General features: G+C 41.9%; 15 protein-coding genes. 8 read left to right on the top strand and 7 right to left on the bottom strand.

Features of this window, described 5'->3' with window-relative positions; all coding sequences use genetic code 11:
* Window positions 1-96: 96 nt before the first annotated feature.
* The 7 genes from FHX64_RS09585 (at window position 97) to FHX64_RS09555 (ending at window position 7101) form a co-directional block, all read left to right on the top strand.
* A complete protein-coding gene (locus tag FHX64_RS09585; protein WP_183413646.1) occupies window positions 97-1662 on the top strand; it encodes an NAD(P)/FAD-dependent oxidoreductase in 1566 nt (521 codons plus the stop codon).
* A 69-nt stretch (window positions 1663-1731) separates the two neighbouring features.
* Window positions 1732-1923 (top strand): 4-oxalocrotonate tautomerase DmpI, encoded by a 192-nt coding sequence (gene dmpI / locus FHX64_RS09580; RefSeq protein WP_183413645.1) that lies wholly within the window; start codon window positions 1732-1734, stop codon window positions 1921-1923.
* 124 nt (window positions 1924-2047) lie between these two features.
* The gene (locus FHX64_RS09575) at window positions 2048-2626 is read left to right on the top strand and encodes a cysteine hydrolase family protein (protein ID WP_183413644.1); all 579 of its coding nucleotides are present in this window, start codon (window positions 2048-2050) and stop codon (window positions 2624-2626) included.
* Between the two features lie 298 nt (window positions 2627-2924).
* Entirely contained in the window at window positions 2925-3434 is a 510-nt protein-coding gene (locus tag FHX64_RS09570) for a hypothetical protein (protein WP_183413643.1), read from the top strand.
* A gap of 192 nt (window positions 3435-3626) precedes the next feature.
* A complete protein-coding gene (gene nuoE / locus FHX64_RS09565; RefSeq protein ID WP_183413642.1) occupies window positions 3627-4118 on the top strand; it encodes an NADH-quinone oxidoreductase subunit NuoE in 492 nt (163 codons plus the stop codon).
* Window positions 4108-5292: an NADH-ubiquinone oxidoreductase-F iron-sulfur binding region domain-containing protein gene (locus tag FHX64_RS09560; RefSeq protein WP_183413641.1), complete on the top strand. Its 1185-nt coding sequence runs from the start codon at window positions 4108-4110 to the stop codon at window positions 5290-5292. The genes nuoE and FHX64_RS09560 overlap by 11 nt, the downstream gene beginning before the upstream one ends.
* A gap of 18 nt (window positions 5293-5310) precedes the next feature.
* On the top strand, window positions 5311-7101 hold the full coding sequence (locus FHX64_RS09555) for an NADH-dependent [FeFe] hydrogenase, group A6 (RefSeq protein WP_183413640.1): 1791 nt from the start codon (window positions 5311-5313) through the stop codon (window positions 7099-7101).
* 79 nt (window positions 7102-7180) lie between these two features.
* Here FHX64_RS09555 and FHX64_RS09550 read toward each other — a convergent pair whose 3' ends face one another.
* From FHX64_RS09550 to FHX64_RS09530, 5 genes are all read right to left on the bottom strand, one after another.
* The gene (locus FHX64_RS09550; RefSeq protein ID WP_183413639.1) at window positions 7181-8035 is read right to left on the bottom strand and encodes an SGNH/GDSL hydrolase family protein; all 855 of its coding nucleotides are present in this window, start codon (window positions 8033-8035) and stop codon (window positions 7181-7183) included.
* Window positions 8036-8166: 131 nt separating this feature from the next.
* Window positions 8167-9273 carry a [FeFe] hydrogenase H-cluster radical SAM maturase HydE gene (gene hydE, locus FHX64_RS09545; RefSeq protein ID WP_246392442.1) on the bottom strand — a complete coding sequence of 369 codons (1107 nt, stop codon included), beginning with the start codon at window positions 9271-9273 and terminating at the stop codon, window positions 8167-8169.
* Window positions 9270-10475 carry a [FeFe] hydrogenase H-cluster maturation GTPase HydF gene (gene hydF / locus FHX64_RS09540; protein ID WP_183413638.1) on the bottom strand — a complete coding sequence of 402 codons (1206 nt, stop codon included), beginning with the start codon at window positions 10473-10475 and terminating at the stop codon, window positions 9270-9272. The genes hydE and hydF overlap by 4 nt, the downstream gene beginning before the upstream one ends.
* Window positions 10476-10494: 19 nt before the next feature.
* Window positions 10495-11922 (bottom strand): [FeFe] hydrogenase H-cluster radical SAM maturase HydG, encoded by a 1428-nt coding sequence (hydG, locus tag FHX64_RS09535; RefSeq protein WP_183413637.1) that lies wholly within the window; start codon window positions 11920-11922, stop codon window positions 10495-10497.
* A gap of 154 nt (window positions 11923-12076) precedes the next feature.
* Window positions 12077-13696, bottom strand: coding sequence for an ABC-F family ATP-binding cassette domain-containing protein (locus FHX64_RS09530; RefSeq protein WP_183413636.1), 1620 nt, complete (start codon window positions 13694-13696; stop codon window positions 12077-12079).
* A 777-nt stretch (window positions 13697-14473) separates the two neighbouring features.
* Between FHX64_RS09530 and FHX64_RS09525 the strand changes: the two genes are divergently transcribed.
* Window positions 14474-16273 carry a hypothetical protein gene (locus FHX64_RS09525; RefSeq protein ID WP_221202192.1) on the top strand — a complete coding sequence of 600 codons (1800 nt, stop codon included), beginning with the start codon at window positions 14474-14476 and terminating at the stop codon, window positions 16271-16273.
* 194 nt (window positions 16274-16467) lie between these two features.
* On the opposite strand, the gene cdd is transcribed toward FHX64_RS09525, so the two are convergent.
* Window positions 16468-16950 (bottom strand): cytidine deaminase, encoded by a 483-nt coding sequence (cdd, locus tag FHX64_RS09520; RefSeq protein WP_183413635.1) that lies wholly within the window; start codon window positions 16948-16950, stop codon window positions 16468-16470.
* A 16-nt stretch (window positions 16951-16966) separates the two neighbouring features.
* Window positions 16967-18163, bottom strand: coding sequence for a bifunctional phosphopantothenoylcysteine decarboxylase/phosphopantothenate--cysteine ligase CoaBC (gene coaBC / locus FHX64_RS09515; protein ID WP_183413634.1), 1197 nt, complete (start codon window positions 18161-18163; stop codon window positions 16967-16969).
* Window positions 18164-18208: the final 45 nt, after the last annotated feature.

The following is an 18208-nucleotide window of genomic DNA, read 5'->3' as shown; positions in this document are numbered from 1 at the left end:
ATATATTCGCCGATGAAAGGGTTGTTTAATTTTGATGACTTGTATCTGTGATTGCGGAATCGTATATTTGCAAGACAAGTTTATTCTTTTTTGCCAATGGCTATATTTCATCTACAGCTTATAGTTTCCCCGGAAGAGGCTGCTATGTCCGATCTTTTGCAACGTCGTATTGCAAGAGAACTTCATCTTGAATCAAAAGAAGTAACAAATTTTCGAAAAATCAGGCAATCAATTGATTCCCGCGGTCATTTTCCTAAAGTAAATCTTAAGGTTGATGTGGCAACGGCATCAGACCGTCTTTCTGATGAGATGATCCCGCTGCATTATGACGACGTACATGCTGGCGAAGAGGTGATTGTTATTGGTGCTGGTCCGGCAGGTTTATTTGCTGCGTTGCGGTTGATTGAGCTTGGGCTGAAGCCTGTGGTTCTGGAACGGGGCAAAGAAGTTAGTGAACGCAAAAAAGATATTGCTCTGTTGATGCGTAATCAAGGTGTCAATCCCGAATCAAATTATTGTTTTGGAGAAGGAGGAGCCGGTACTTTTTCGGATGGTAAGTTATATACGCGCTCAAACAAAAAAGGAGATATTCAGCGTATTTTGTCTATTTTCCGCTATCATGGGGCTAAAGAAGAGATCATGTATGGAGCTCATCCTCATTTAGGAACAGATCAATTACCAATCATTGTGCGGAATATACGCAATACGATTCTAAATGCAGGTGGGGAAATTCATTTTTCAGCAAAAGTGGTGGATCTTTTGATTAAAAATCATTCAGTTGAAGGTGTGAAATTGGCGGATGGAACGACTCGTAATGCACGGGCCGTTATTTTGGCTACAGGACACTCTGCGCGTGATGTCTATGATATGCTTTTACACAATGACCTTTTGCTTGAAGCTAAAGGTTTTGCTATGGGAGTGCGGATAGAACATCCGCAGGCGTTGATCGATTCCATTCAGTATCATCAGCGCGTGCGAAACCAATATTTGCCTGCTGCTTCGTATAACGTGGTCGATCAGGTGGAAGACAGGGGAGTTTACTCTTTTTGTATGTGCCCCGGCGGACATATCGTTTCGGCATCTACAGGGACAAAAGAAGTGGTAGTCAATGGAATGTCAGCATCTCAGCGAAATTCGCCGTTTGCCAACTCAGGACTGGTTGTCGAAATCAGACCAGAGGATGTCCCGGATTATGAAACCCTGAGGGCATTTGCCGGCGTGCGTTTTCAGGAAAGTCTGGAATCCCTTGCATATATTAATAATGGAGGACTTGGACAAAAAGCTCCGGCTCAAAGGGTAGCTGATTTTGTCAAAGGTAAACTTTCGGGGTCGTTACCTGATTGTTCTTATTTGCCCGGAACGCTTTCATCGCCGCTTCATTTTTGGTTACCGTCAATGATTTCAACTCGTTTACGGGAAGGAATCAAACATATTGATCGTAAGATGCATGGATTTCTGACAAATGAGGCGTTATTACTCGGTGTTGAGTCGCGAACTTCTTCTCCGGTACGTATTCCACGCAATCTTGAGACCATGCAACATGTACAAGTTGCAGGCCTTTTCCCTTGTGGCGAAGGCGCCGGTTATGCCGGAGGAATTACATCATCAGCCATGGATGGCGAAAATTGTGCTCACGCCGTGAAAAAGTTTCTTAATCAATAATCATATCAGGCTGGAATTAATTTCAGATCCTATATCAATACATCAAAATACAAATAAGGAGGAGAAAACATGCCGGTAATTTCAGTAGAAGGGTCAAAATTGACCAAAGAACAAAAGAGTGAATTGATTGCATCACTTACCGAAGTGGCAAGTAAAATTATGAATGTCAGAAAAGAGGCTTATATTGTTCTTATTAAAGAGAATGATATGGATAATATTGGCGTCGGCGGCATTGCCTTGTCGGGAAAGCTTGCAAAATAATCTGCTATACAGGTGGGGAGAAATGCTATTTTTTGCTATTCCCATAAAGTTATGGATTAAAATCGTTGGCCAGTGAGGGTATGTTATGTCAGTTTACAAATGAATCAATAAAAATTTAATACGTATGGCACAGGATGAAATATTGAAAACAATTGTCGCTCCCGATAAAACTATGGTATTGATTTGGGATGTTCAAAACATGCTGGTGGATAAAATTTACAATAAAACGGAATTTTTGGTTCATAATAACGAAGTGTTGAGCAAGGCGAGGGAAAAACAGATACCTGTCTCATTTTCGAAAATTACGCCGCTACCGCAACAGTTTGAATCGCCAGCCCGGAAATATTTTGGGGCCAAGCGGATGGCAGCTTTAAAGTCGACGCCAGAAGGCTTTGATTTGGCAATTGAGCCAAAGGCGGGCGAGATAGTGATCCCCAAAAATACGGCAAGTATTTTTATTGGGACAAATTTTGAACTTCTGATGCGGAATGCAGGGTTGACTACTATTGTCTTCACCGGTATAGCTACTGAAATAGGTGTGGAATCGAGCGCCAGGGATGCCTTAAATAGAGGTTTTTTTCCTGTTATTGTGACTGATGCAGTCTCATCTTATGATCAGGAAGCGCACAATCGTTCGCTTACAAATATGAAAAACATGATGATCCTCTTAACAACCCAGGAATTACTGGATCTTTGGCAATGAGTAGTAGGCCTTGTTTAGCATGGTTGGCAGTTGTATTGCCAAGAACAGCGGCAATAAGTTGTTGAATAACATAAAAATGCCATTGCTATAACAGGATATTCTGCAAAGAAATTAGCTACATTTGTCAGCAAATAAAACTTTATTTTTGTCGAATATTTATATCCGGTGAAAAGAGAACATGATGGCTGTTGGATGCTATGCAAATAATATAAAGCCGGAAGATAGGTAACGTTTAGATTCTTTTATGGGGAGAATTGGTTATTCTTTCTTCCGGCAGTTGTAAGCTAACTAATCTAATATGACGAAAAAAAGCATTCTATGTATATTTGTAACTATACAACTTTTGTTGTTAAATGGTGTTTCTGCTCAAAATCTAAGTGATTCATTAGGCGGTATCAAAACTCATTTTCAACTCTATTCCGACACCATTAATCTACAGCCTGGCGAACAGTTTATGCTTTTACGGGCTGAAAAGAAATATACCGCAGATCCTACTTTTGGCTATGGATGGGGCTATGGGTATCGCTCCTACCATTTGGAATTTACTACAAATAAAAATATTGTTGTAGAGACATTTAAGTACCATGTCGGCTATAATAATGACCCCAAACTGGTATTATCCTTTTATGATGTATCTGGTCTGTTATTGTCATCCCTGACTTTTCCTTTTGACCGAGTTTCGGTATGCCATAATTTCTCATCGACAGGAAGTCCCTTTTTTTATTCCATAGATTTGATCGAGATTCCAATCTCCCTTTTAGATCATACTGCAAAAATTGGTATAATAAAACTTGAAGCGCGTAAATAACGATTCAATTCGGTTTGATGGATATTTAGCTACTCATTTAAAATAAAGATAATCAGATCAATAAATACAACGCTCAATTTAACACAGATAATCATTCGGAAGCTTGCATAAAACTGGACATAACTCTTTTCACAGGGACAAAAACAGTTTGAACATCATACACTCAATTTATTCATATATAAATAAAATGGTATGGAGACAGTTTCAGAGCTTATCAAAACCCTCGCCGACCAGCATGGTCGCAACAGACAGAACTTGTTGCCTATTTTGCAGGGAGTTGTAGAACAGGAAAAGTATTTGTCTGAATCTTCAATGATTGAAATTGCACGGGAACTCGATATTCCCGCTTCCGAAGTGTACGGAACCGCTACTTTTTATTCTTTTTTGAGCTACAAGAAAATGGGGCGCTACATCATTCGTGTCTGCAAGACCATTACCTGTTCCATGAAAGGTAAAAACCAAGTCCTTTTAGCCATTCAGGATATGCTGAAAATTGGCATTGGTGAAACCACTCCCGATGGAGTTTTTTCGTTGTTGCAAACCAACTGCCTTGGCTTTTGCCATAAAGCACCAACAATGCTGATTAATAGTGATGTATACACTGAGTTAACCCCTGAAAAAGTCAGGGAAATTTTAAGCGGTTATCTTGCCAAAGCAAAGGAAGGAGGGGATTATGAGCAATAGTGATCAACTGAAACGAGCCGATTTCATTTTCAAAAATGAGAATGATTGGGAAGATATTCTAAAAAAGAATATCAAACGTTCGCAGCAAGAACTGATTAATGAACTAATCAGCTCCGAATTAAAAGGGCGGGGTGGTGCTGGTTTTCCGACAGGACTGAAATGGAAGCTTTCTGCTGAGGCAGAAAGTGATGCCAAGTACGTGATCTGTAATGCTGACGAAGGTGAACCCGGAACATTCAAAGATAGGGAAATCTTATCTTTGGTGCCTTTCAAGGTATTAACAGCGATGGCTATCTGCGGGCATGTGATAGGAGCAAAAGAAGGATTTATCTATCTGCGAGGTGAATATTTTTTCCTTAAACCACGGCTTAATGAGGCTATTCATGAATTTGAAACTTATTGTAAAACCATTCATGTTGATTTTAGTATCCGTATTTTCATGGGGAGTGGAGCCTACATTTGTGGTGAAGAAACAGCCCTTTTCGAGTCGATGGAAGGCAAACGGGGTGAACCACGCAATAAACCGCCTTACCCTGCCTTGTCGGGATATATGAACAAACCTACGGTGATCAATAATGTTGAGACACTGGCTCATACATATACGATTTTTAAATATGGAGCTAAACGGTTTTATGACCTTGGTGTACAGTTTTCCCGAGGAACGAAGCTTTTTTCAGTTTCGGGAGATACTCCGAAGCCTGGGATATACGAGCTTGAATTGGGTATGAGCTTGGCGGATTTTGTAAATGATTTTGGTGATGGCGATACCAAAGCTGTACAAGTGGGTGGCGCTTCGGGATTTCTGGTTCCCCGCAAACGGTTTACCGAAACCAATATTGGATTTCAGGGAAAGCTGACCGGTATCTCCCTACCCACGGGTGGTTCAATGATGCTTTTCAACAGTTCAAGGTCTATGTTTAATGTGTTGGATAATTATTTGGAATTTTTCCGTGAAGAATCGTGTGGTCAATGTACTCCATGCCGTGTTGGTTGCCAGCAGTTGTGGCGGGGCATCAAAGCCGTGAAAAGCGGTGATAAAAACGCGCAGTATCTGGATAAACTCTTACGACTGGCTGAGACTATGCAACTGACTTCAAAATGTGGGTTAGGACAATCGGTAGCAAACTCGTTTTCATCCATCGTCGAAAATTTTAGAGAAGAAATGATTTACTAACGCATAACAGACTACACAATGGATAACAACATTAAGATTTCAATCAATGGACAGGGTGTTGAAGTAAAAAAAGATACTTCCATTCTTGATGCCGCCCGTCAGATTGGCGTCAACATACCGACGCTTTGTTATCATAAGGATTTGTGCATCGCCGGTAATTGCAGGGTTTGCGTGGTTGAGGTTGCAGGACAGAAACGCTTGTCACCCGCCTGTGCAACACCATGTGAGGAAGGTATGGAAATTCTTACTAATTCTGTGAAAGTGAGGAATTCCCGAAAGCATATCATAGAACTGTTGCTTTCTGAACATAATGCTGACTGTACACGCTGTTACAAAAACGGAAATTGTGAATTACAGAAACTTGCCTCGGATTACAAAATTATGACTTCCGACTTCATCCCGCTGGTACCATTTAAGCACTATACCATTGATATGTTTTCGCCTTCCATCATAAAGGATGACAGTAAATGCATCCGGTGTCAGCGTTGCGTTCGCACTTGTGCCGAATTGCAGGGTGTGAGTGCATTGAGTGTTGCATACAAAGGAGATATGATGAAGATTACAACTTTCTTTGAAAAAGCGATGAACGAAGTCAATTGTACCAATTGTGGACAGTGTGTCATTCACTGTCCGACGGGAGCTTTGACGGAACGAAACTATATCGAAGAGGTTTGGGAAGCTATTACCGATCCATCAAAATTTGTAGTGGTACAAACAGCTCCGGCTGTGCGGGTAGCTTTGGGTGAAGAATTAGGATTCGAAGTAGGAACAAGAATCACAGGTAAGATGGTGGCTGCTTTGAAACGTTTGGGATTTGATGCTGTCATGGATACTGATTTTACGGCCGATCTTACTATCATGGAAGAAGGCACTGAATTGCTCACACGCCTGAAAGGTGTTTTGCTTGATCATGATCAGAATGTCAAACTACCGATGGCTACGTCATGCTCTCCCGGATGGATCAAATACATCGAGCATATGTATCCCGAATATTTGGGAAATTTGTCAACATGTAAATCCCCTCAACAGATGTTTGGTGCATTGGCAAAAACCTATTATGCAAGGGCCCGGCGTCTGGAGCCTGAGAATATCGTGTCGGTTTCGGTCATGCCCTGCACTGCAAAAAAATTTGAAGCTAATCGTCCGGAAATGCATGATAGTGGCTATCGTGATGTCGATTACGTACTCACAACCCGTGAATTGGCTATTATGATCAAACAGGCAGGTATTGATTTTATGAGTTTAGAGGATATGTCATATGATCGCCTGATGGGAGAATCAACCGGAGCCGGAGTCATCTTTGGTGCCACAGGCGGCGTAATGGAAGCTGCATTGCGTACTGCCTACGAATTGGTTACCGGACGTGAAGTCCCGTTTCAGAACTTGAACATTCTTCCGGTCAGGGGCATGGAAGGTGTGCGTGAGGCTACCATTCGCATTGATAACCCATTAAAAGAATGGGCATTTTTAGATGGAGTGGAATTGAAATGCGCTATTGCGCATGGGCTTGTCAATGCCAAAAAGGTTATGGATGCTGTTCGTTCGGGTGAGGCCAATTATCATTTTATCGAGGTAATGGCTTGTCCGGGTGGTTGTTTGGGTGGTGGCGGGCAACCTATTCCCACGAGTCCTGAAATAAGGGCAAAGCGGGCGGCGGCTATTTATACTGAAGATGAGAATATGCCTATCCGGAAGTCGCACAAGAATCCTGAGGTTATAAAAATCTACGAAGATTTTCTGGGAAAACCACTTGGAGAAAAGTCACACCATTTGCTGCATACTTCTTATACGGTACGGAAAAGATATTGATCTGCCAAAACAAAAGGTGGCACAGAGAATGCTCTTCAGGCCACCTTTTTATATGCAAACGGTTTGGATGTGTTATCTTTTACTTTAATACAAAAGTCGAAGGTAGCGTCAGGAGTTGGTATTGAATGGTTTTTGCCAATCGGTAATCACCCAGCGCATTCGGATGTAAACGATCCATTTCAGGGCTATGAAAGTATTGCAATTGGGATTCTGCCATTGGGAAGAGTCCACTGATGGAATGGAGATCTATCAATGGAACAGCCCAATAGGAGGCTGCTTCTTTCAGGGCACTGACATATGCGTCAAGATACAAGCCCTGTCCATTGCTATAATTCTCGTCGGGTTGAATGTTTTTTGGTCCAAACTTGGCAAAAGAACGATGAATCGGTGTCATTAGAATGATCTGTTGTTGCGGAAAATTGTTTTTCAGATATGACATCACTTTATTGATACGTCCGCAGAAAGTTGAATCGTCCATAACAGGAGTACGGTATTTGCGCGTCACCATATCTCCATTAAAGTTAGTTTGCTTTGTCGTTTCGCTGAAGAATTTCCCCAACGGAAGTCCATGATTATAATCATTGGTTCCTGCAAAAATCAATATAGCATCGATATTTGTCCCGTGTTCTTTGTGAAGTTTCAATGCCTGTTTATAGATGCCATCCCACTGGGCTCCGTTAACACCGTATACAAAAGGCTTTATTCCCAACAATTCACTAAGGTATTCCCAATAAATGCAGGTGGTGCCTACACGATGCGGATCAGTCATTGAATCACCCAGAAAAGCTACGCTTTTACCTTGCCATTGCGAATGTGGCGTTTTCTCACTTGCTGTTACTATTACTTTAGGAGCTGCTTTTTCCATTGATTGTGTTTGTCCATTCATACCTATTGCCATCAAAAGGGCACAGGTAACTACAATTGTTTTTTTCATGTGTGTTACTGTTTTCCGTGTACGTACAAAAGTAGTCTTTTATTCGATACGATCGTCTGTGATTGATGTTGTTTTGCACTTTTTTGGAAGCGAGTAATCCCGGAACATCTTAAGATATCTTCCTGTTATTTTCAGTTGTTGTCACAACTGATGCAGTCATGGCTATTTCTTTTGGTGAAGTGGATGGAATCGCCATAGTTATTGTATTCAATTTTCTCTCCGATTTGTTGTAGTTTGCTGTCAAACTCATCGGAAAGTTCTTCTTCCTTGCTACCGGGTTTATTATCATACAACAGGTAGTTGTCACGATAGGTTATTGGCGTCAGGTTGGGCATCAGAACGTTTGCGCCGGCTAATAGGCCTGATTCTCTGCCTGTAGGATCAATTGTCTGCAATGCCGTGGTGGCTACGATGTTAATATCGGGCATTATGATGCGTAGTAAGGCTATCATGCGAAGCGATAATCGGAATCTTTCGCCGGAAGGAAGCAATGAAGCGCTGAAACGGGCAAATGGAGTGTCTGAATGCACCAGATAAGGCCCCATCCCAATCATGTCCATATTTCTATTTTTGAAAAACAACAAGTCGTCAGCCAAATCATTTATCGTCTGAAAAGGCAGTCCGATCATGACGCCCGTACCAGTTTGAAATCCGATTTTTTGGAGATTTTCGAGACATTGTAATCGGTTCTGAAAGGAATGTACTGCATTGTCAGGATGTATTTTGTGATATAAACTTTCATTGGCAGTTTCAATTCTTAGTAAATATCGCTCGGCTCCGGCGTTAAACCATTCCTGATAAGTCTCATATGATTGCTCTCCGACTGACAACGTGATACGCAGGGGAGGATTAGCCATTTTCTTGATATGGGCGATCAGTGAGGCGAGTTGTTTTGTGAATGCAGGGCTGTTTTGTTCTCCCGATTGCAGTACAATACCTGTAAAACGCTGTTGGATAGCATATGCTGTGATGCGGTAAATTTCATCTTCACTAAGCGAATACCGATTGATTTTATGATTATCATTTCGTATGCCACAGTAAAAACAGTTCTTCCTGCAAAGATTGGAAAACTCGATTAATCCGCGTAAATATACCTTTTGACCGACTGTTTTTGTTTTGACAGAGTAGGCTTTACGAATCAGCGCTTTTTGTTCATGGTCATCACTGATGGAGAGCAACCGGATCATATCTGCCCGCGATAGCTCTGGTTGATCGAGTATTTCGTCTACAGTCATCATAAAGTATTTGCAAACGGGGCGATAGCGCGTTCAAAGATACCATTCATGTAAGCAATGGTTAAGCCGTAATTGCTAACCGGGACACCCGCTTCGATGGCATCGAATAAACGGCTGAAGATTTGTTTGCGTGTGACCATGCATCCGCCACACTGAATGACCAACGCATAGTCGGTGATTGGTGTTTTGATTTCGTTGAGGCCTGCAACAATATCAAATTCCAGTTGTTTCTTTGTATAAGCCTTCAACCATCTTGGAATTTTGAATCGTCCGATATCTTCGCAACTAACTTGGTGTGTACATGATTCCAGGATAAGGATTTTATCACCGTCTTTTAACTGGGATATTTTTCTTGTTCCTTGTACATACTCATTGAAAGGGCCCCGCATGCGGGCGTATGCAATACTGAACCCGGTTAACGGGATTTCGTCCGGAATAATTTTACTGACAAATCCAAATGCCTGGCTGTCTGTCATCACCAATCTGGGCTTGATATCTGTTTTTTGTAGAAAGAGCTCCGCTTCCGTTTCTTTCACCACGACATTGATTGCATCATTATCCAGTACGTCGCGGATAGCCATGACCTGCGGTAGAATCATTCTGCCGTCCGGGGCTTCGGAATCGACAGGAGTGATCAGCATGACGATATCGCCGCGATTGATCAGGCCTTTCAGTAACGAAGGATTTTGATAGGATGTTTCTGGAATTGTTCCTTTCAGTGCTTCGATCAGGCCATCGAGATTAGCACGCGTAACCGAGCTGAATTCAACGATGGAAGCGGTGGTTTTTTGTTGTATCTTCCGGATGGTGTTGTTTTGCAACGGTTCCATATCGGTTTTGTTGTTCACGATCAGGTAGGAAACTTTGTGTCTGTCGAATTTTTGAATCAGCGATTCTTCATATTCATCGAAAGTATTGTTTGCGATAACCAGGATGGCACAGTCGATTTGTTTAATAACATCCAGTGTTTTGGCTATGCGTTTCTCTCCCAAATCTCCCTGGTCGTCAATGCCTGCGGTGTCAATCAGGATGGCAGGTCCGATGCCGAATATTTCCATCGATTTTTTTACCGGGTCTGTTGTCGTTCCTGCAATGTCCGAAACAATTGCGACATCCAGTCCAGTGAGGGCATTGATCAATGAGCTTTTTCCAAAGTTTCGTCGTCCGAAGATTCCGATGTGTGGTTTTAAATCTTTGCCTTTCATCTCGTCAGCTTTTACAACGTTAGAAATAGAGATCCCGTTTCCCTTCCTTTATTTTCTCGATACGTTCCCGGACGGCTGTTTGCATCGGTTCATTATCCATTTTTTCGATGGTGTCGTCAATAACTTGCCATCCTTTTCGGGCAGTATTTTCCGGTGCGTAATCTGTCAGATACTCCGCTAAGGTTAATATAGCGTTCGGAGTGCAATATCGTTTTATAAATCCCGGGACTGAAAATTCCATGAAGTGTTCACCTGTTCTGCCCAGTCGGTAACAGGCCGTGCAAAACGAAGGGAGCAGTCCTTGTTCCAGTAGTTCGTCAATGATATCATTCAACGGTCTTCCATCGTTTATCTGAAACTGACCTTTATCGAGATGAGCCCCGGTTTCGGTTTTCTCAGAATAGCTGCCTAATTCAATTTTTGTGCCTCCGTCGATTTGGGAAACACCAAATTGAAAAATTTCATTACGGAGCTGTGCCGGTTCCCTTGCTGTTAGTATCATACCGGTGTAAGGTACTGCTAGTCGGAGTATCGCAACGAGTTTGGCAAAATTGTTATCGCTGACAAAATAGTCCTGATTGATGTTGAGCATGGAAGCATCTTTCACCCTGGGGAACGAAATAGTATGTGGCCCTACGTTATAGCACGCTTCAAGATGATTGGCGTGCCGTACCAGCCCCAGCACTTCAAACCGCCAGTCATATAAACCAAACAGGGCACCGATGCCTACATCGTCTATTCCGGCTTCCTGTGCCCGGTCCAGAGCTGTAAGCCGATAGGCGTAATCCGTTTTTCGTCCCGAGAGGTGATATGTCTTGTAGGCTTCAGGATGGTATGTTTCCTGAAATATCTGATAAGTGCCGATACCAGCTGTTTTAACGGTTCTGAATCCGTCAATGTCGAGAGGAGCGGCATTAATGTTGACTCTCCTGATTTCACCATTCCCTTTTTTTACACTGTATGCCAGTTTCACCGTATGTGCTATGAATTCGGGACTATATTGCGGGTATTCCCCATAGACGAGTATCAAACGTTTTTGCCCGTCATCTTCCAAAGCAGTTACCTCGCTTATAATTTCGTCATCGGTTAGGGTTTTTCGTATTGCTTTGCTGTTCGAGGTCCTGAATCCACAGTAGATGCAGTTGTTAGAGCAGTAGTTGCCAATGTAGAGAGGAGCAAAGAGCACAATACGGTTGCCATAAATGGTTCGTTTCAAGGTACGGGCGCCTTCCTTGATTTCTTCGATTAGTTCGGGGTTATTGGTATTGACCAGCACGGCGACTTCTTCCAGATTCAGCCGTTGCTTGGCAAGTGATTTTGCGATGACTTCGTGAACTCTTTCGGATGAAGAAACCGTGTGGTTGATGTAATTCCATATCTCTTCTGCATCGATAAAAGGCTTCATCGGTTCATCGGGAATTACATATGTTTCGGGCGTGAATTTCATGAACGTGTAGTTAATAAATACCTGTTAGTTGGGTCCCTTGTGCACACTTAGGTCGGCAGGGCAAATATACACATAATCCTGTTTTTCTGTCCTTCAGGATAATTATTACATGAAATAAGCCAATGTATTTGAAGAATGATAATAGAAGAGAACCCTATGATTGTCTGTATTTTTTTTCGCGCAATGCTTTAATGTCTTCATTGGTGATATACTCGTCGAAATCCATTTGACGATCAATTATGCCGTTAGGGGTCACCTCAATGATGCGGTTGCAAACAGTTTGAAGGAATTGATGGTCATGTGAGGCTAACAATAAATTGCTTTTGAATGTTTTCAACGTGTTATTGAATGCCTGTATGGATTCCATATCCAAATGGTTCGTCGGAGAATCAAGGACGAGCACGTTGGGATTTTGCAACATCATACGCGCAATCATGCAGCGCATCTTTTCTCCTCCTGAAAGTACGCGTACTTTTTTTTGAGCATCTTCTCCGGAGAAGAGCATTTTGCCCAGATAGCTTTTTAAGTACACTTCATTGGTATCTTCTGAAAATTGGGCCAGCCAGTCAATGATAGATAAGTCGGTGTTGAAAAAAGCACTGTTGTCTAAAGGTAAGTATGCCGGAGTGATGGTAACTCCCCAGGAAAAATTACCGCTGTCGGGTTTTGTTTTCCCTTCGATGACTTCAAAAAGAGCCGTCATGGCACGTGGATCATGCGAGAAAAAAGCTACTTTGTCATTCTTTTCAATCATGAAGCTGACGTCGCTGAATAATAGGTCACCTTCAATGGACTTGGACAGATCATGTACTTCGAGAATGACATTTCCAGGATCGCGTGAAGGAGTGAACACAATACCCGGATAACGACGTGACGACGGTTTAATCTCTTCTATGTTGATTTTTTCCAGCATTTTTTTGCGGCTGGTAGCTTGTTTTGACTTGGAAGCATTAGCACTGAAACGCGCGATAAAGTCAAGCAATTCAGCGCGTTTTTCTTCTGCTTTCTTGTTTTGTTGATTTTGTTGGCGAAGCGCTAACTGGCTCGATTCATACCAAAAACTGTAGTTCCCCGAAAAGATTTCAATTTTACCATAATCAATATCGACAACGTGGGTACATACTGCATCCAAAAAATGCCGGTCGTGCGAAACCACCAGTACAGTGTTATCGTAACTGGACAGGTATTCTTCGAGCCACATGATGGTTTCTATATCTAAGTCATTCGTTGGTTCATCCAAAAGCAGGTTGTCAGGGTTCCCGAAGAGTGCACGTGCCAGAAGCACACGCACTTTTTGTTTCCCGCTCAGATCTTTCATTTTCAATGCATGAAAAGACTCTTTGATGCCCAGATTGCTAAGAAGCATGGCGGCATTACTTTCGGCATTCCATCCTTCCATTTCGGCAAATTGTTCTTCCAATTCGGAAGCACGTATCCCGTCTGCATCTGTAAAATTTTCTTTGGCATAAAGGGCCTCTTTTTCTTGTTTCACTTTAAACAGTAGTTCGTGCCCTTCGATAACGGTATCCAATGTAGTCAACTCATCAAAAGCGTAGTGATCTTGGCTTAGCACCGAAAGCCGCTCGCCGCTTGGGAGAATAATAGTGCCTTTACTGGGAGAGATTTCACCGCTGATAGCACGTAAAAAAGTGGATTTCCCTGCACCGTTGGCACCAATGATACCATAGCAGTTGCCCGGGGTAAACTTCAGATTCACATCTTGAAAAAGCACTTGTTTGCCAAATTGAATGGCTAAATTGGAAACTGTAATCATATTGAATAATCAATGAAATAGTATGGAACAAAACCATTCGGTATTGAATGTTTTGAACCTGTTTATATTATGTTGTTTGTGTTTCATTCCAAGGATGTTTGCCCCCGAAAGTGTGGAGTGTCGCATGCATGGATAGTAGAGAAGGTTGGCTTATGCTGGAAACTTTCTGTTTGACAGGAAGGAATCCTCTTTTGTATACCAGAAGACAGAAAACTTCTTTCTAATATGATATTAATTCAATTTTTTTGATTGAAAACCAATGATTTATTGGTGTGTGTATAGGTTAATTATAAAAATGCAAAGGTAGTATTATTTCCCGATAATTTCTGAAGGATATTAGCATGGTTTTTTACTGGTTCAAACTGGAATTGTTATTCGATTTTGCTGATTGTTAGTCTTAAACGCGTGTTAAATACCATTGTAGACTCTAAGTTTTCGTAACGAATATATGGCATTAATGGATTTTGCAGGATTGCTATACATTGCTCTTTTGTATGCTTATTTGTCCAACATTTTTATTTCCAACCTATTGTGTTTCAAATGTCATCCATTAGGATTGAAAAAGTTGATGCTTTTTGTTGTGTTTTTTTATGCAGTTTTTCTTGGCAAAGGCAGTTAGATTATAATATTGATTCGTATCTTTATTCCTTCATTCACTGAAATGTGTCGAAACCGGCAATTGCAATCCGCAACACGTAACACTCTTTTCTGCCAAATAATGTAGATTGTTCTTTTTCTCTCTCTTTCTGCCATTTCCTATTTATTTTTTAATTTATTATGTTCAGAACAGATTTACACACGTTCCATATTCCTGTTATGGGGATTGGATATACCATTGATACGCCGATAAAAGTAGCTCCATGGGGTATTTCATCCGTTATTTCGTTAGTTGATGATTTGCTGATGGAGAAGATGAGGGCATGGTACAGCAAGAAATGGGACCTCCCTTTTCATCCTATCACAGACAAAACAGAGGACTCACGTGCAAAGCGTATAACCGCATATTTAGATATGGTGGATGAATTGGTCTCGAAAAAGGTTGACGAAATAAAGCAATCCTCTTTGCAAATCGGGGGAGCTTGTGCTCGTTACATGGAGCTGTTGCCTGATACTTCATTAGTGAAGCAATCGTATTTTCAGCTGTTTCAGCATAGTAATGCGCTTGAAATAAAGATGTGGGTTGATAAACACATTGAAGCCGGAAGTATAGATGTCAATATTATGACTAAGCTGGATAAAGAGAATTATAAGAACGGGGAAAAATTGCCTGCTGCTTTCAATGATGGACATGCCGCCTTGCGGGGGTTTGCTCAAAGTACTTTGCGAGGTGCTATTGTGTTATCGGCGGGCATGAACCCTCGTCTATACAGTTATTTGGACCAATTTCCTGATTTTTTCCCTGATGCCGATGGCCGTTTAAAAAAGAAGATTATTCTGAAAGTGAGTGATTTTCGTTCTGCGTTGATTCAAGGAAAATTTTTAGCTAAAAAGGGATTATGGGTCTCGGAATATCGAATTGAATCCGGTTTGAATTGTGGTGGCCATGCTTTTGCGTCACAAGGTGAATTAATGGGCCCTATTTTGGAACTATTCAAAACCAATCGTCAGCAACTTCATAAAGAGGTGCATGCCATATTTGTTGATGCTCTAATGTCAAAGAACTTAATGATTCCATCCAGTATGCTTCCTTTTAAAATCACAGTGCAAGGTGGAGTCGGAACAGCTGAAGAACATCAGTTTTTGTTGGAGAATTACGATTTGAACAGCATTGGATGGGGAACTCCGTTTTTGTTGGTACCCGAAGCTACAAATGTTGATAAAGATACGCTTGATTTGTTGTGCAAGTCCACTGAAAAAGATCTTTATTTAAGTACGATTTCTCCTTTCGGCGTTCCTTTCAATAGTCTTCGATCAAATACAAAAGATCTTGAAAAAGAGCAAAACATTTTATTGGGGAGTCCCGGTGCTCATTGTACTAAAAAATTTGCCCAACTGAATAAAGAATTTACCGAACGAGCCATTTGTACTGCTTCAAAACAATATCAAAAATTGAAGATTACAGAGTTAAAGACGAAAAATCTTACTGACACTGAATATCAGAAAGCTTATCGTCGTATTGTCGAAAAATCGTGCATTTGTGTAGGATTAGGAACGTCTGCATTGCTTAATCATCACTTGGATACAACATCCGAGGGTTCCGGTGTCTCGGTTTGTCCCGGGCCGAATATGGCCTATTTTTCCAAACCTGTTTCGTTGAAAACAATGGTAGATCACATTTATGGTCGTACGAATATTATTGAACGTTCTGATCGTAAGAATATATTTATAAATGAATTGAAAATAAATATCGATTATTTACAACAACAGATGGATGACGCTCCACAACCCTGGGATGCGAAACAGAAGGAAAATTTTACGGTCTATTCCAATCAGTTGTTGGAGGGAATAGATTATTACAAACATTTGTTCCCTAATACAAAGGATAATATGGCAATTTTCAGAAATACCTTTTTAGACGAACTTGGTGTTTTAGAGCGTCGGTTAACAGCATTACAGACAGTAGGAGCAATCGGATAGCGTAAATTATTAATCATTTGCATCCAATTCCGGATTACATCAAATAAAACTTTTCTATTTCAGCTATTCCAATCCTATCTTAAAAAGAGAGATTGCAGAGATACAAGAGCGGTAAAATGGAAGACAATACGCATATTTTGTCAATGAAGATCCTTTCAACTAATCGATCTCATGTACTTCGGTAATTTTTCAAATTATTTTTTCATGCTGGCCTCCGTAAAAGAAAGCGGAAGGATGTCGGTTACCCGATCAAAAACGTAAATTTCATTTTTACCATATAACAGCAAAGAAATCGGTTTGGCAAACCGTGTTTCGGTTTCGAGCATCACCTGACGGCAGGCACCGCATGGCGATATGGGATTTTCTACAAACTCACCGTTGGTTTTTGCTGCTATAGCCAAAGCTCTTACAGGGATTTCAGGGCGTTGTGCATTAGCATAAAACAGGGCTACCCGTTCGGCGCAAAGTCCCGATGGATAGGCTGCGTTTTCCTGGTTATTGCCTGCAAAGATCTCTCCGTTTTCAAGTAATACGGCTGCTCCAACAGAAAAATGGGAGTAGGGGACGTAGGCATTTGCCGTTTGTTCTTTTGCTTTCACAAGCAGTTGCTGGTAGTTTTCGGGAAGTTCAGAAAAGGTATATACCGAAAATTCAGTGTTGATTTGTTGTTTCTTCATACGATAAATGCCACGGTTAGTGTGTTGCTTCAATGGTGCTGATGATATCCTGTGCCACTTCGCGTTTGTTTTTCAGGGGGAATTCAATGATTGTTCCGTGCTTGTCGATAATCGAAATCTGGTTTGTATCATATCCGAATCCGGCCTGTGGATGGCGCAATGAATTGAGCACGATGAAATCAAGATGTTTCCGTTGCAGCTTTGAGAGTGCATTCTGAGTTTCGTGTTCTGTTTCCAGCGCAAAACCTACCAGTATCTGATGCCCTTGTTTCATTGCTCCCAAAGTTGCAGCTATATCCTGTGTTGGTTGGAGATGGAGTGTCAGGCCATCGCCTTCCCTTTTCAACTTTTGCTCGGCTCTGGTTTCGGGAGTGAAATCAGCGACAGCCGCCGATAAAATGGCTATGTCCTGTTCTGGAAATAATTTTATAGTTGCCTCATACATTTCGGCAGCGCTTTCCACGTTGATGCGGTGAATGCTGGAATGTGGAGTTGGCAGGCTGACGGGACCTGTTATGAGCGTTACTTCGGCACCGCGCAAAGCGCACTCTTCTGCTAAGGCAAAGCCCATTTTGCCTGAAGAGTAGTTGCCGATGAAACGTACCGGGTCAAGCTTTTCGTATGTCGGGCCTGCTGTGATAATCACTTTCTTCCCCTTTAATGTATCCTGGGTGACAAAGAAATCATGCAAGGTTTTTGTTATCAACTCAGGCTCAGCCATGCGCCCTTTCCCTTCCAGTCCGCTTGCCAGTTCCCCGGTTGAAGGGTCAATAACCCGTACACCGATAGATTGCAGTTGTTGCAGGTTCCGTTGCGTGGCCGGATGCAGCCACATGTCCAGATCCATTGCCGGCGCTACAAATGCGGGGCATTTAGCTGATAGATAGCTTGTCAGCAGCAGGTTGTCGGCTATGCCGTTTGCCATTTTGGCGAGGGTGTTTGCTGTTGCAGGTGCAATGACATAAACGTCAGCCCAGAGGCCCAGATCGACATGGCTATTCCAATTCCCATTGGTCGGGTCGAAGAAATCAATCAGAATGGGATGTTTCGATAGTGTTGCCATCGTGAGCGGGGTGATAAACTCCTTGGCCAGCGGAGTCATGATAACCCGCACTTCTGCTCCTCCTTTTATCCATTGACGGACTAGGTAGGCCGATTTGTAAGCGGCTATGCTACCTGTGATTCCCAGTAAAATGTGTTTCCCTTTTAACATGGTGGAAAGTATTAGGATAAAGTGTGATTAAATGCTGTTTAGGCC

The sequence above is a fragment of the Microbacter margulisiae genome (genome assembly GCF_014192515.1).
GTDB classification, from domain to species: domain Bacteria; phylum Bacteroidota; class Bacteroidia; order Bacteroidales; family Paludibacteraceae; genus Microbacter; species Microbacter margulisiae.
The sequence above is the reverse complement of the archived record's forward strand: the minus strand, read 5'-3'. Positions and strand labels throughout refer to the sequence as shown.

What these genes read in the sequence shown, in the direction of transcription:
- FHX64_RS09585 (WP_183413646.1), top strand. Translation starts at nt 97, where the DNA reads ATGGCTATATTTCATCTACAGCTTATAGTTTCCCCGGAAGAGGCTGCT.
- dmpI (WP_183413645.1), top strand. Translation starts at nt 1,732, where the DNA reads ATGCCGGTAATTTCAGTAGAAGGGTCAAAATTGACCAAAGAACAAAAG.
- FHX64_RS09575 (WP_183413644.1), top strand. Translation starts at nt 2,048, where the DNA reads ATGGCACAGGATGAAATATTGAAAACAATTGTCGCTCCCGATAAAACT.
- FHX64_RS09570 (WP_183413643.1), top strand. Translation starts at nt 2,925, where the DNA reads ATGACGAAAAAAAGCATTCTATGTATATTTGTAACTATACAACTTTTG.
- nuoE (WP_183413642.1), top strand. Translation starts at nt 3,627, where the DNA reads ATGGAGACAGTTTCAGAGCTTATCAAAACCCTCGCCGACCAGCATGGT.
- FHX64_RS09560 (WP_183413641.1), top strand. Translation starts at nt 4,108, where the DNA reads ATGAGCAATAGTGATCAACTGAAACGAGCCGATTTCATTTTCAAAAAT.
- FHX64_RS09555 (WP_183413640.1), top strand. Translation starts at nt 5,311, where the DNA reads ATGGATAACAACATTAAGATTTCAATCAATGGACAGGGTGTTGAAGTA.
- FHX64_RS09550 (WP_183413639.1), bottom strand. Translation starts at nt 8,035, where the DNA reads ATGAAAAAAACAATTGTAGTTACCTGTGCCCTTTTGATGGCAATAGGT.
- hydE (WP_246392442.1), bottom strand. Translation starts at nt 9,273, where the DNA reads ATGATGACTGTAGACGAAATACTCGATCAACCAGAGCTATCGCGGGCA.
- hydF (WP_183413638.1), bottom strand. Translation starts at nt 10,475, where the DNA reads ATGAAAGGCAAAGATTTAAAACCACACATCGGAATCTTCGGACGACGA.
- hydG (WP_183413637.1), bottom strand. Translation starts at nt 11,922, where the DNA reads ATGAAATTCACGCCCGAAACATATGTAATTCCCGATGAACCGATGAAG.
- FHX64_RS09530 (WP_183413636.1), bottom strand. Translation starts at nt 13,696, where the DNA reads ATGATTACAGTTTCCAATTTAGCCATTCAATTTGGCAAACAAGTGCTT.
- FHX64_RS09525 (WP_221202192.1), top strand. Translation starts at nt 14,474, where the DNA reads ATGTTCAGAACAGATTTACACACGTTCCATATTCCTGTTATGGGGATT.
- cdd (WP_183413635.1), bottom strand. Translation starts at nt 16,950, where the DNA reads ATGAAGAAACAACAAATCAACACTGAATTTTCGGTATATACCTTTTCT.
- coaBC (WP_183413634.1), bottom strand. Translation starts at nt 18,163, where the DNA reads ATGTTAAAAGGGAAACACATTTTACTGGGAATCACAGGTAGCATAGCC.